11 protein-coding genes and 1 pseudogene are annotated in these 13,447 nt (G+C 36.5%); 9 read left to right on the forward strand and 3 right to left on the reverse strand.

Annotated elements, in window-relative coordinates:
- Window positions 1-14: 14 nt before the first annotated feature.
- From B806_RS0108755 to B806_RS0108765, 3 genes are all read right to left on the reverse strand, one after another.
- Entirely contained in the window at window positions 15-896 is an 882-nt protein-coding gene (locus B806_RS0108755) for an ABC transporter ATP-binding protein (RefSeq protein ID WP_017402883.1), read from the reverse strand.
- Window positions 896-1,840 (reverse strand): ABC transporter permease, encoded by a 945-nt coding sequence (locus B806_RS0108760; RefSeq protein WP_017402884.1) that lies wholly within the window; start codon window positions 1,838-1,840, stop codon window positions 896-898. The genes B806_RS0108755 and B806_RS0108760 overlap by 1 nt, the downstream gene beginning before the upstream one ends.
- A gap of 95 nt (window positions 1,841-1,935) precedes the next feature.
- Window positions 1,936-2,337 (reverse strand): hypothetical protein, encoded by a 402-nt coding sequence (locus B806_RS0108765; protein WP_017402885.1) that lies wholly within the window; start codon window positions 2,335-2,337, stop codon window positions 1,936-1,938.
- A gap of 154 nt (window positions 2,338-2,491) precedes the next feature.
- Between B806_RS0108765 and B806_RS0108770 the strand changes: the two are divergent.
- From B806_RS0108770 to B806_RS0108810, 9 genes and pseudogenes are all read left to right on the forward strand, one after another.
- Window positions 2,492-2,737, forward strand: a pseudogene (locus tag B806_RS0108770) (type VI secretion system tube protein Hcp); the annotation flags it as partial.
- A 78-nt stretch (window positions 2,738-2,815) separates the two neighbouring features.
- Window positions 2,816-3,292, forward strand: a complete 477-nt coding sequence (gene tssE, locus B806_RS0108775) for a type VI secretion system baseplate subunit TssE (RefSeq protein ID WP_017402887.1) — start codon at window positions 2,816-2,818, stop codon at window positions 3,290-3,292.
- Window positions 3,293-3,308: 16 nt separating this feature from the next.
- On the forward strand, window positions 3,309-5,120 hold the full coding sequence (gene tssF, locus B806_RS0108780) for a type VI secretion system baseplate subunit TssF (protein WP_017402888.1): 1,812 nt from the start codon (window positions 3,309-3,311) through the stop codon (window positions 5,118-5,120).
- Complete coding sequence (gene tssG, locus B806_RS0108785; RefSeq protein WP_017402889.1) at window positions 5,084-6,082, forward strand: type VI secretion system baseplate subunit TssG; 999 nt, start codon at window positions 5,084-5,086, stop codon at window positions 6,080-6,082. The genes tssF and tssG overlap by 37 nt, the downstream gene beginning before the upstream one ends.
- Window positions 6,079-7,488 carry a hypothetical protein gene (locus B806_RS0108790; RefSeq protein ID WP_017386480.1) on the forward strand — a complete coding sequence of 470 codons (1,410 nt, stop codon included), beginning with the start codon at window positions 6,079-6,081 and terminating at the stop codon, window positions 7,486-7,488. Before tssG ends, B806_RS0108790 begins: the two co-directional genes overlap by 4 nt.
- Before the next feature lie 30 nt (window positions 7,489-7,518).
- Entirely contained in the window at window positions 7,519-11,340 is a 3,822-nt protein-coding gene (gene tssM, locus B806_RS0108795; protein ID WP_017402890.1) for a type VI secretion system membrane subunit TssM, read from the forward strand.
- A 37-nt stretch (window positions 11,341-11,377) separates the two neighbouring features.
- Window positions 11,378-12,337: a type VI secretion system-associated protein TagF gene (gene tagF / locus B806_RS0108800; RefSeq protein ID WP_017385503.1), complete on the forward strand. Its 960-nt coding sequence runs from the start codon at window positions 11,378-11,380 to the stop codon at window positions 12,335-12,337.
- Window positions 12,338-12,339: 2 nt separating this feature from the next.
- Window positions 12,340-13,107: an OmpA family protein gene (locus B806_RS0108805; protein WP_017402891.1), complete on the forward strand. Its 768-nt coding sequence runs from the start codon at window positions 12,340-12,342 to the stop codon at window positions 13,105-13,107.
- 16 nt (window positions 13,108-13,123) lie between these two features.
- Complete coding sequence (locus B806_RS0108810) at window positions 13,124-13,387, forward strand: PAAR domain-containing protein (protein ID WP_004793184.1); 264 nt, start codon at window positions 13,124-13,126, stop codon at window positions 13,385-13,387.
- Window positions 13,388-13,447 lie beyond the last annotated feature (60 nt).

Here is a 13,447-nt window from a genome sequence, read left to right on the forward strand (position 1 = left end):
TTTTTATGTCGGACTTATTTTTCTGTACTGACCTGAGTCATACGCGGTATTTTTGGTAAGTCTTGTAAAGCAGGGTCAAGCTCATCTTCTTCAGCGTGTACCAGATAATCAACCCGTGAACGGAGCTGTTTAAACTCATGTGTACTCATTAAATCGAGTGAGCGTGGACGTGGCAAATTAACTTCAATAATTTCTTTAATTTCACCGGGATTGGCTTTGAGTGCCACAATTCGGTCTGCCAGTAAAATGGCTTCATCCATGTCATGGGTGACAAAAATAATGGTGATATCAATGTTTTGCCATAAATCCATTAAATGCTTTTGCATTTTTTGACGAGTGTGCGGGTCGAGTGCACCAAAAGGTTCATCCATGAGTAAAATTTTAGGTTGATTAACCAAAGCTCTAGCAATCGCAACCCGCTGTTTCATGCCACCAGAAAGTTGATGTGGATACTGATTTTCATATTTTTCTAAACCAATAATATTGATCCATTCACGTGCTTGAGCTTCGGCTGTCATTTGACTAGCGCCGCGCATTTGCGGACCAAACATTACGTTTTCTTTTACAGTTTTCCATGGAAAAAGGGTATAGCCCTGAAATACCATGCCGCGTTCAGGGCATGGACCCGTAATGCATTCGCCGTCTACTAAAACTTCTCCACTATGGTATGGGTCTAAACCTGCAATAACACGGCTCAGTGTTGACTTACCGCAGCCAGAAGGGCCAATCACACAAATAAATTCTCTTTTATGAATTTTTAAATCGAGCTTATTTAAAACGGTACGTTCGCTTTGACCATGCTTAAAGACTTGGCTCAGTTGTTTAGCTTCTAAAATAACAGGACGTTCATAAATTTTTTGAAAGTATTCATGTGTGTTAAATGTTGAATCATTCATTATTTTGCTCCTACTTTCCACGTGAACATCCGCTCACCTAACTTCATTAATACCCAGTCACAGACCAGCCCAATCACGCCAATAATCAAAATAGCCGCATAGACGTTGTCAAAGTTTTGATAGCGAGCCTGTTGGGTAATAAACCATGTAATACCCGAGGTCGTACCAATCAACTCCGAAACAATTAAATAGGTCCAAGCCCACCCCAATAGCACACGTAAGTCACGGTAAATATCAGGTAAGGCCGCAGGAATTACCACGTGAAATAAACTTTTGAGCTTATTGGTGCCAAGCGTATAGCCAGCTTCAATTAAGCTTCGATCTACCATTCGGGTGGTATTGGCAATAATGAGAATTTGCTGAAAGAGAGTACCAATCACAATAATGGCAATTTTAGGTGCATCATTAATTCCTAAAATTGCTACTGCAAGCGCGCCAAATGCGGGAGCGGGTAAGTAACGGAAAAATTCAACAAACGGTTCTGTTAACAGCGATATCCGCTTAGAAAAACCACACAAAATACCCAGTGGAATCCCAATCAATGAAGATATAAAAAAGGCTGAAAAAACCAGTTTAATACTGTGCCATAAACTTTGATGAAACCACGGTGAATCAGGTTGTTCTGGTGGTGTTGTAAATGCGGTGACCAAAGCCTTAGCGACTTCATGGGGAGCGGGTAAATAAATCGGATTAACCAAAATACCTTGTGGTGGTGCAGAATTTCGATTGACTGCATTTTGTGCTTCGAGATAGAACACATTTTTATCAATGCGACTTCCTACTTGTAAGTAAGAAACACTTCCCGAACTCGTGATTTGTACTTGAGGATGCCAAACAAAAGGTAAGTAACTGATTGCGCACCAAAGACATATTGGAATCACGAAAGAACAAATACTGAGAATCAGCTTGTTCTTTCGCGTAAATTCCTTTGCAACATAACCCATATCGAGAGCTCCCCATTTTGATCAGTATTACGATTTTCATAAAACGTAATATTGTTAAGCAAAATAGGTGCCATCTTTAAGGTGCATCAGATGAGTTAAGAAGACGAGGGAACTAAAGTTTCATGTAAATACACCCAATAACATTTTTTATCTTCTACTTTAATGCAGGCCGTAGAGGTACGCACTGTCTCGGTTTCATCAGTTTGCTGATGTTCCTGATATTGCACCCAACAATAATTTTCAAATTTGTATAAAGCTGTACTCTTAATAATGTCGATTTTTAAAGAGGGTTTCTTTCCCATATTTTGGCTAAATAAACTATTCACTTCGGCGAAACCAATACTCTGACCTTGAACCGTTACCATCTTAAAATTTTGATCAAAACTATCTAAAAGCGGGCTTAGACTTTGCTCTGCATTTTTTCCTGTAAATACATTTTCTATTAAAACATGTAGGTCAATGACACTTTGAATGGCTTGATCCATTTGATTAGACATGATTTTTCTCCTTTAATACCTTATCTTTCTTTTAGATAAACTAAAAAGTATGTAAGTTAGGGGAAGATAAGCTATTTTATATAAATAGACAATTCTGTCTGTTTTTTATAAAATATCGATGATTATGACTCAGTTTTTATAATAATGATGTCCCCAAATCGACTTCTACCGTGCAAATGGTGATAAGCGCATCAAGTACTTACAAATCAAATTGAAGCATGTTCTAGTGTCTAGTGTAACTCCAACAGTTAATGAAGAAGGTGTTCCAACAGAAGCGTTTGGTTTGAAATACGCAGCTGTTGAATGGACTTACAATCAACAAGATATTAACGGTACTGCTAAAGGTGCTGTTACTAAGAAATGGTCACTTTCTAACAATACTGCTTCTTACGCAGCGTAATTGTTTAAGTGAATATTTGGTGGAGGCTGACTTAAAGTTAGCCTCTGCTGTCTTTAAGCATGCTTGTTGTGAACTCGAATGAATTTAGATCGGCTTTATCCATATGGATTTCGTTCAACTTTGTTTGATCGCTTAATTCCTGAAAGTGAAGATTATGCAAAAGGTCTTTCTATTCAGCAATTAAGAGAATCGGTAGCAAAAGATTTAGAAGACTTACTTAACAGTCGAGTCGCTAAATTGGATCATGTAGTTGATGATTACCCGCTAGTTAAAAAATCTATACTTCAGTTCGGTATTATTGATTTTGTGGGGCTTTCTACAGCCAATCCGCTAGATCGTGCCAAGATTTGCCAATCTATTGAACAGTCAATTGCAGCTCATGAACCTCGGTTAAGACAAATACGGGTAGAGATGTTGTTGGATGGGCACAATATGGGGGCATTGTGTTTAAGCATTCAGGCGTATCTAAATATTCATCCACTGTATGAACCTGTCGTTTTTGATGCATTGTTAAAACCGACAACGCAGCAATATGTAATTTCAGCGAGAACCTAGGCATAGTGGGTGTGTTGTGATAGAAGAGCTTTTACCTTTTTACGAAAAACAACTACAGGAATTTGGTCAGCAATCTCGTGAATTTGCTCAAAAATATCCGAAAATTGCTCAGCGTTTATCTTTAAATCAAGAGCAGATTGATGACCCGCATATCGAACGTCTTATACAAGCATTTTCATTAATTTCTGCTCGTATTGATAAGAAGCTTGCTGATAGTTATGACGTATTTACCCGTTCTTTATTTGAGGTGATGTTCCCTCAATATTTACGTCATTTTCCGGCTTGTTCAGTAATAAGTTTTGAAGATATAAATAAAATAAAGCAGCTCACAGAGGCACATATTGTTCCTGCTCACACGGTCTTGAAGTCACGCAGTTTTAAAGGGGTCCAGTGTGAGTTTAATACTACGCAAGAAGTCAAATTACTCCCTATAAATTTACAAGCGCTAGAGTTTAAAAGCACACCTAGTGCACACATGCATTTAAGCCAAAATGCGACTTTAACTTTTAAGTTTGAAATTTTTAATCATGCTCATGTATGTTTAATAAATGAAAAACTACCTATTTATTTAGATGCAATTTCTAATTTTCCACTTCAAGTACTAGACAGTATTTTTAAGAAGGGAACAACTTTTGCCATTAAAATAGGACAGAAAATTGTTGAACTGGATAAAAATCCATTTGAGTTAACAGGTTTTTCTGAGCAAGAAAGTCTATTACCACTCGATCAGCATACTCATCATGCTTATCGTTTGCTGATGGAGTATTTTTGTTTTCCTGAAAAATTTAATTATCTAAAACTTGATTTAGGTTTTTTAAAGCGCTTATCCCTAGAAGATAGTAATTTTGAACTGCTTATACATTTTAAATTAAATTTAAATGATCAAGCTGTAGTGCGAAATTATTCTGAATTAAATGTCGCTAATTTTAAATTGTTTACTACACCAGTTATTAATTTATTTGAAAAATACGCTGAACCACAAAAAATTGTACATAAGCAATTAGAATATCCGCTGATTACAGATGCTCATCATCCTGAGTTTTATCAGGTGTATTCAATTACTGAAATGAATATGGTTCGTGAAAAAACGAGTCAAGAAGAAAGCTATGTTCCGGTACTGCCTTTTTTTGCCATGAGTCATTATCATGCTGACACAGCACGTTTTTTCTATGCAGTGAACTATCAAAAGCTACAGCCCAATTTTGTCGAAATGGGTTATTCAATTATTTCTAAAAATTTAAATCCTTCGTCAACACGTTCGGATTTTATTAGCACAAAACTATTATGCTCAAATCGTGACTTACCGCATGAAGCATTAGGGCAATCTAATAATATATTAAACCTTAATGATAGTAGTCTGGCTCGCCGCGCTATTGTTTTAAAAAGACCTACAAAACCTTATCAATTTGGTCAAAGCCAGAGTGAGCAGTGGCGTGTTATTTCACACCTTTCATTAAATAGTTTAGCGTTAATGAAAGGTGATGCGGTATCTCATATTAAAGAATTACTTGCTTTATATAACTTACCTTTATCAAAAGAAAATTATCTAATTATTGAATCAATCAAACATCTTGAATTTTCACTTACTCACAAACTTGTAGATGGAAAGCCATTCCCAATGTTTGTAAGAGGAGTAAAGGCAGAGTTACAAATTGATTCATCGGTATTTAGAGGTCATAGCCTATACATTTTTAGTCAGTTATTAAGTCGTGTTTTTAATTTAAAGGTTCAAATTAATAGTTTTGTTGATTTGGTTGTTAAGGATTATTCATCTCAGCAGGAGTTATACCAATGCAGTCAGAACGTTGGTGGCAAGACTCTTCTGTAACAGCTGAGCTCTTTACAAAGCCAAAGTCTTTTGAGTTTATCCAGGCAACACGGCTATTAAGACACGATTCAAATCGTACAGTTAGTTCATCTTGGAGTGATCATTTTAAGTTTGAGACATCCTTTAATTTAAATTTTCCTGCTACAGAGATTGAAAATTTAGAATTAACGGACGAGCGGATTTATATCACGAATTTAATCGTTGGTCTTACGGGCATACAAGGTGCTTTACCTTATACGTATACGAATAAGATTAAGCAGGCTCCACGTCAGCAACGGGCTGAAACTAAAGAGTTTTTAAGCTTATTTAATCATAAGCTTACTGCTCAATATGTAGAGTCTAGTATTACCTATAATCTACCGATTAGATATGAGATAGAACATAAAAATGACTATTTAGATATTCTACATGCTTTGAATGGCTATGTGCGATCACAGCATCAACAAGCCGATCTGGATGAATATTTTGCAGAATTTTCAGGATTAATGCAGGGGCAAAATAATACAGTTCATGCATTAAAAACGATGCTGTCATGTATTTTTAAACATGAAATTACGATTAAAGAATTTGTACAAGAATCCTTTAAGTTAGCGAGTGATCAGTTAACAACTTTAGGTGGAAGTCAGCCGAGTCTGCTTGGTGTTAATACTTTTTGTGGGGAAACCATTCAGCAGATTGACGGAAAAATTGAAATTCAAATTGGACCTTTAAAACGTCAGCAATATCTCAGTTTCTTACCAAATCAAGAGTTAAGCTTAAAGCTTAAGAAACTTGTAGAAACGTGGTGTAGTCCAACTTTATCAATAGATTTACGGCTTATCTTGGATGAATCAGAAATACAACCTATTTGTCTCACTCATAAGAATCAGAGTGGATTAGGGCAGGGTTCTTTTCTTATGTCGCGACAACCAAAAGTACATAGTCATGAAACCTGTTATAGCCTTATTGGGGAGACAATATGATAAAAAAAATATTACTCTCGTTCATTGCTATTTTTTCAATAGTTAGTGGAATTATTATTTTCTACTGGCGTGATGTTCAATATAACCCTGATAAAGGAGATTTTTTCCTTTATTTCTTAGTTTTACCAGCAATAATTACATTGGTGATTTTATCGCCATGGTTAATTTATAGCGCTTATACAACGTATAAAGACAAAAAAGAGCAAGCTATAAATCAAGATAAAGATGACGTTAACTCAAAACAAACTGCGATAACTGATCAGCCATTAGAACAGCTAGATTTCAATATTTATTCTAGTTTTGCTTTACATGCTTTTGGTGAGAATGAAAGCATTATTGAACAGCTACAAAACTTTAAAAGCCCAGAGCTGGATGATCAACTGTTAAATTCTTACGGATTACCCCTTTTATCTTACCGTATTAAAGATTTGGATGAAGAGAATCATGAGGAGAGTGATTACTCATCGCCAAGACAAGTTCGTATGATGTCATTAATAAGACAGCAACTCGAACAAAATATAGAAAATTTATATCTTCTAGCTGAGCATTTAAAGCGTTCAACTTTATTTTATGAGTCGCAGCAAGCCCTTGAATATCATATGCATCCAGCATGGGTAAATCCTGAGTCTGAATATGACAATGTAGAAATGCCGATCGTAGAAGTTTATCGCTTAAATCGCTTAAATCTACACATCCTTCTTTCGGAGGATTTGTTACATATCTGGAATGATGGCCACAGTAATGAATTAATTTTAGAATTTTTTACTGAAATTGGTATTCCTGCTCAAAAAATCCATATTGAATATCATTTTTTTGGAGAGCAACTGGCTTACCAAGAGTTAATGCATTTATTAAAGGGTATTCATAAAAGAGAGCATGAGATGTTCTTTTTGGTCGTGGCCGATTCGGAAATTGATCAAGATCTAATTGATGAAAAATCTTGGATGATTAAAGATTATATTCCTGCTGAATTTGCAGCAAGCTGTTTACTCGCAGATCCTTTAGTAAAAATTCAAGAATTAGAACCGACTAAAGCACTGAAAGTGGTAGTAGGTCAACAAGATACAGCGAAGCTTTTTAATAATTTTGAATTTAATGATTTACCTCAGCATGAAGGTGATGAGCCTTATGTACTGATTTTGTCAGATCAGACCGATATAAAAGTTTCGAAGAAATTGCAGCAACACTTTCTTCAAACGCCTGTAGAACCGCATCACTATATTTATGTGAAATCGTCATTAGGGCATACCCAACATTTAGCTGATATTTATGGCTTTATGCTGAGCATGCATTTCCCTGAACATATCATTCCTTTTGTCTTTGGAGAAAATACGGTGTCAGCACATACGTTTGTGCAGAGTATCACTGAAAACTCAGAAGATGATGCGATGGTGTTGAATAACTAATTTAAACTTTGGACTTAGAACGAGAATAGAATGCATACAATTTTAGGCTACTTGTGGCAGTACATCACGAATCCTAAAGCAATTATCGCCTTGTCATTGTTCGTGGCATTGATGTCTTCATATACTTCAATTCCTCGTCATATATTCTGGGCTTTAGCTACTGCCTATGCTTTGGGTCTCATTGTTTATGGTATCTATTGGCTTATTCAACGAAGAAAGCATGCTGCTCAAGGTGAAGAGTTAGCTGAGGCGATCGAAAAAGATAACCAAGCTGAATATGGCAAAAATAAAGATAAAGAAGAACTTCAGCTAGTTAGTCAACAAATGAAAGAATCAATTCAACTGATTCGTAAATCTAAGTTGGGTGATAAAAAAGGCAATGCTGCATTATATGAGCTTCCTTGGTATATGGTTATTGGTAACCCGGCAGCAGGTAAAAGTTCAGCTATCTATAACTCTGGTTTAAAGTTTCCTTTTGAAGAAACACATCAGAAAATGGTATCTGCTGGCTTAAGTGGTACTCGAAATTGTGACTGGTTCTTTTCTACAGAAGGTATTTTGCTTGATACAGCGGGCCGTTATTCTGTTTATAGCGAAGATCATTCTGAGTGGTTAGGTTTTTTAAATATTTTAAAAAAGAACCGTTCTAAAGCACCAGTTAATGGTTTGATTCTAATTGTTAGTATTGCTGAGTTAATTAGTCAAAGTCCTGAAAACTCATTAAAGCTTGCTAAAAATTTACGTGCTCGTATTCAAGATCTAACCGAACGTCTAGAAGTGGTTGTACCTGTTTATTTAGTCTTTTCAAAAATGGATTTGATTGCAGGTTTTACTGAGTTTTTTGAATTTTATGAAGCTCAAGAATATAACCAAGCTTGGGGAGCAACGCTTCCATATGAGCAAAATTCTTCTCATAACGCGGTAGATTTGTTCGAAAAACATTACACCATTCTTTACGATGGTCTAAAAGGGGTAAGTTCGACTCATTTAAGTCGCCGTCATTCGCAAAATATCTCACCAAGCGTAATGACTTTCCCATTAGAATTTAAAACACTAAAACCAGCTTTAAAAAGCTTTATTGGTACACTTTTTGAAGATAACCCATATCAATTTCAACCTGTTTTCCGCGGGTTTTACTTCACCAGTGCTTTGCAGGAAGGTGTAATTGAAAGTCCAATGACTGAACAAATTGCACAAGAATTCCAGCTGACACAAATTGCTCAAAATGATTTAAAAGACCATTCAAAAATTACTCCTAACCATGGCTATTTCTTAAATGGTCTATTTTCAGATGTTATTTTAAAAGATAAAGATCTCGTTAAGCAGCATGTAAATACGGGAAGAAAACGTCAACGTTATATTGCATTTATTGGTGCTTTAGCAGGTGTTTCAATAATTTTGGGTGTATGGGTTTGGTCTTATCGTAATAACCAGCAATTAATTGGTGAAGTTCAAGCAGATTTAAATAAAGTCGTTCAATTAGAAAGAGCCTCTGGTCAGCAACTGTCTACCCAATTAGAAGCTTTGCTGATTCTTCAAAGACGTTTACAGCAGTTAGATGAGTTTGATGAAAATAGACCACTTAAGTTTAGTTTTGGTTTATATCAGGGCAATGAGCTTCGTGAAAAGTTAAAAGCCGAATATTTAAAAGGTGTTAAGCAGATTGTGTTAACACCAACACAGCAAAATATTGCTCAATATTTGCAACGCGTAAAAAATAATGAAGCAACATTAAAAGCAAACCATACGAATGTTGAGATCAAGCAAACTGCTCAATCTCAACAATATCTGGAACCTTCAGATACCAATCCTCAAGATGCTTATAATGCATTAAAAGCTTATTTAATGATGAGCAATCCGCAATATATGGATGCTAGTCATCTAAGCGATCAGGTTACGCGTTTCTGGCGCTCTTGGTTAGATGCAAATAAAGGTCAAATGCCGCGTGCAGATATGATTCAAGAAGCTGAACAGATCTTGTCGTATGCAATGACCTTAGCAAATGATAAACAATTCCCAGTTTTAGAAGCAGATTCGCAAATTGTTGATCAAACACGTCAAGTATTGCTCTCTGTTGTTCGAGGGATGCCAGCGCGTGATCGTGTTTATAACGAAATAAAAATGCGTGCCGCGGTACGTTTCCCAGCGCTGACTGTAAGTCAGATTGTGGGTGAGGCAAATAAAAATATTGTATTGGGTAGTTATGCATTACCAGGCGTATTTACCCAAAAAGCTTGGAATGACTATGTAGAAAAAGCAATTGAGGAAGCTGCAGATAAGCCAACAGACAGTAAAGACTGGGTGTTAAATAGTCGACAATCTGATGATTTAACTTTCTCGGGTAGTCCAGAGCAAATTAGAAAGCAGCTAACAGCGCTTTATAAGCAAGAATACATTGCTGAATGGAGAAAATTCTTAAGTGGTATTCACTATGCTAAAGCTGGCCAATTTGCTCAGCAAGTAAAAAATATTGATGTTTTAGGTGAACCGCAAAACTCTCCAATTAGAACATTAATTGAAAGAGTTGCAGTCGAAACAAATTGGGATAATCCGGTTGTTCAAGCTGAGCTTGCAGCTCCACAAAAAGGATTTATTGCATGGTTTAAACGTAAAGTTTTAAATCATGATGACAAGCAAGTTGCTAATCAAGTGGCAAACAATGCCCAAGGTGCTATTTCTCAAGAATATCAAATGTTCTACCAGTTGGTTCGCAAACGTGATGATCAACAAGGTAAGTCATTGCTTGATGAATATATGACAAATTTAGCACTCGTTCGTAGTAAGTTTAATGAGCTTAAAAATGCGGGTGAAATTGGACCTAATGCGATGACATTAGTCAAGCAAACCCTTAATGAGCAAACGTCTGTATTTAACCAAACTCAAAAAATTGTAGATGAGAAAATGGCGGTTGGTTTCAATGAAATTGATCAGCGTTTACTGCAAAAATTAGTAGTTAGCCCACTTACGCAAGCTTTTGAGAGTTTAATTACACCGACACAAGACGAAATTAATAAATTATGGGTAATGCAAGCCTATCAACCATTTACAGCAAATCTTGCTAAGAAATATCCATTTAACTCATCAGCTTCTTTACAAGCAACAAGTAGTGAAATTGGTCAAATCTTGGGTGAGAACGGTAGTATTTCTCGCTTTGTAAAAGAAAGTCTTGATCCATTTGTGATTCGTCGTGGCTATACGTTAACGTCTAAAACTTGGAAAGATTTAGGCATTAGTTTAAATCCTCAATTCGTTATGAATTTCCAAAGATATGTTGCACCAGCCAATGGTATGGCAACTGGTGAGTTGAATGCTCAAGCGCAAGCTGCTCCAGCAACCAACCAATCGAACTTCCAGTTCTACCCAATTCCAAACCCGCAATTGCTTTCATATACCGTTGATATTGATGGTCAGCGTATGACTTATGAAAACGGTGTTCAGCAGTGGGTTAACTTCATTTGGCCAAACCAAGGCAGTATTCCAGGTGCTCGTATTACCGCTGTAGATTTACAAGGCCAAACACATACAATTTTTGATGAGCCAGGTGAGTACGGTATTAACCGTTTAATTGATAGTGCTCAACGTAAGGAACAAAATGGCGGATTTGAAATGCTTTGGCGTAGTAAAACTGATCCATCATTATTTGTAAAAATGAATTTCCGTCTAATTAGCAGTAATTCAGGCAGTATTGGTTCAAGCCGTGGTTATGCAGGTATGCAACTAGTTGATAAAGTCACTGCCGACAAAGCAGCTCGTGTGGTGTCTGCTCAGCAAGCGCCAGCTCAAGCTGCTCCAGCAAGAACTGAAAATCCTGTTTCAGCACTTGCTCAGCCTTCTGCGGGAGTTAAACCATGACATGGAAAATAACCTCTATGCGAAAGGAGGAGCAATAATGCAAACATTAAAAACAACTCCTTTGTATTACGGCAAAAGTCCTGCACGAGGCGACTTTTTAAAAACAAAAGGACAGAATGCTTTAATACAGTTGCTTGATCAGTGGATTACTGAAGCACTGGAATATGCAATGCAATCAGGCAGCTTTAAAGAAGCTTATAACACGTTACCTTCACTGGATTTCTTTATTGCGAATCCGAAAGAAAATATGTTTTTAGCGGCGAATCTGCTTGCAAGTGAAGATAGTTCAGGCCGAGCTTTTCCAATGGTACTGAGCCATTTATTAGAAATTGATTTACCGTATGATAATTTGTTGTATGCGCCCTATAGCTATAAACATGTATTAGTTGATTTATTTCAAAACAATCGTGCTTTAAAAGGAATTAAAGACTCCGATCTGTTACTTGGAAAATTAGGTCACTTACAAAATCAAATTCAGGTTTTAACTGAACGTGAATGTGTAGGTTTCTATGAAAATCATACGATGCACTCATTTGCTCAATTAATGAAGTTAAGTATTTATGAGTTAGCGCAAAGTATGATTGGGCTGGGGTTATTACTGCAGCCAATTTTACAAAATGGAACGAGTCGATTAAATAAAGTTTTAATTTTGCCTATTAATAATCCTGCTTACAGTTATGAAATAGCAGCATTTTGGGTCAGTATTATTTGTCGCTTTTTAAAAGAACATAATACTGAGGTGCTGATAGGTTTGCTACATCGAGAGCAACCCGTATTATTCTTCGGTTTTCAAGGGGCTGATATTTTAGCTCTGAGCGATATTTTTACTCAGAATATGGATAGTAAACACTGGGTTTCTTTAATAGAAGCACAATGGATTGATACTTATTTGGAGCAGAATGCTGGTTTAGCTACGCTAGAGCAATCATTATGCCAACGCCAATTAAGTTTAAATCAAGGTTTAAAACTATTTAGACAGACTTTTTTGGGTGAATAATAATGAATCAACGATATCAAAGTAAACTTTCACAGCTCATAAAAGGCTGTTGTATCTATGCAATTGCTAACTATGCTTTAGCTCAGCCCATTGTCGTAGAAGGTGTGGTTCCTAACGAAGCGAGTAAACAGGCCATCTTATTAAAAATGCAATCTGTTTATGGTGCTGATCAGGTTGTAGATAAAATACAAGTGAGACCCGTAGCTGCTCCTAATGGTTGGAGTGACTCGGTAACTCGAGTGATTACGCCTGATCTTAAAAAGGTTTCACAAGGCAAATTAAGCGTAAATGGTACTCGGTTTGAGTTGAGTGGAAAAATGCTGAACCCAGCAGATATTCAGCCTACAATTCAATCTTTTCAAGGATTAGTGCAGCCACCGTACCAACTGTATTCACAGTTATCAGTCAATCAGGCTGAGCAGAAAATCATTGATGATGCACTTAAAAATCGAATTATTGAATTTGAATCTGGTAGTGCGGTTTTAACTGATGCGGGTCAAAAAATTCTTGACGAGATGGCTATTGCTTTAAATAAAGTTGGCGGTAAGAAGGTGAAAATTATTGGTCACACTGATAGTTCTGGTGATGCGACTAAAAACTTAAAACTTAGCCAAGACCGCGCATTAGCAGTTAAAAACTATTTGATTAGTAAGAGTATTCCCGCCGACCATTTATCTACAGAAGGTTTAGGTTCATCTAAGCCAGTTGCAGATAACACTTCTCCAGAAGGAAGAAAGAAAAACCGTCGGATTGAGTTTACTGTTCTATAAATATAAGGAGAAGAACATGGCTAGCCCTTACATTACGATTGGATGCCCAACAACTGGTGGAGGGCAAGTCATTTCAGGAAACAGTACATTTTTAATTGATGGAATTGCAATTGCCTGTGTAGGAGATAAGGCTACTTGTCCGTTACACAAAACGGTTTCTACGATTGTATCGGGAGACCCCAATATGCTTGTCATGGGAAAATCCGCAGCGCGTGTAAATGATTCATTATCATGTGGCTGTAAATTATTGCCAAAACAGAGTTTAGTTAATCAAGGGTAAGGGTAGAGATATTTTTATATAGATATAAATATCTACTAAAACATATTAACGCTTGAAATG

The organism is Acinetobacter sp. TG2027 (assembly GCF_000302435.1).
Lineage (GTDB): Bacteria > Pseudomonadota > Gammaproteobacteria > Pseudomonadales > Moraxellaceae > Acinetobacter > Acinetobacter pittii.

Bases quoted from the DNA above. Each gene is read 5' to 3' on its own strand.
- B806_RS0108755 (WP_017402883.1), bottom strand. From the start codon at position 896: ATGAATGATTCAACATTTAACACACATGAATACTTTCAAAAAATTTAT.
- B806_RS0108760 (WP_017402884.1), bottom strand. From the start codon at position 1,840: ATGGGTTATGTTGCAAAGGAATTTACGCGAAAGAACAAGCTGATTCTC.
- B806_RS0108765 (WP_017402885.1), bottom strand. From the start codon at position 2,337: ATGTCTAATCAAATGGATCAAGCCATTCAAAGTGTCATTGACCTACAT.
- tssE (WP_017402887.1), top strand. From the start codon at position 2,816: ATGAATTTAGATCGGCTTTATCCATATGGATTTCGTTCAACTTTGTTT.
- tssG (WP_017402889.1), top strand. From the start codon at position 5,084: ATGCAGTCAGAACGTTGGTGGCAAGACTCTTCTGTAACAGCTGAGCTC.
- B806_RS0108790 (WP_017386480.1), top strand. From the start codon at position 6,079: ATGATAAAAAAAATATTACTCTCGTTCATTGCTATTTTTTCAATAGTT.
- tssM (WP_017402890.1), top strand. From the start codon at position 7,519: ATGCATACAATTTTAGGCTACTTGTGGCAGTACATCACGAATCCTAAA.
- tagF (WP_017385503.1), top strand. From the start codon at position 11,378: ATGCAAACATTAAAAACAACTCCTTTGTATTACGGCAAAAGTCCTGCA.
- B806_RS0108805 (WP_017402891.1), top strand. From the start codon at position 12,340: ATGAATCAACGATATCAAAGTAAACTTTCACAGCTCATAAAAGGCTGT.
- B806_RS0108810 (WP_004793184.1), top strand. From the start codon at position 13,124: ATGGCTAGCCCTTACATTACGATTGGATGCCCAACAACTGGTGGAGGG.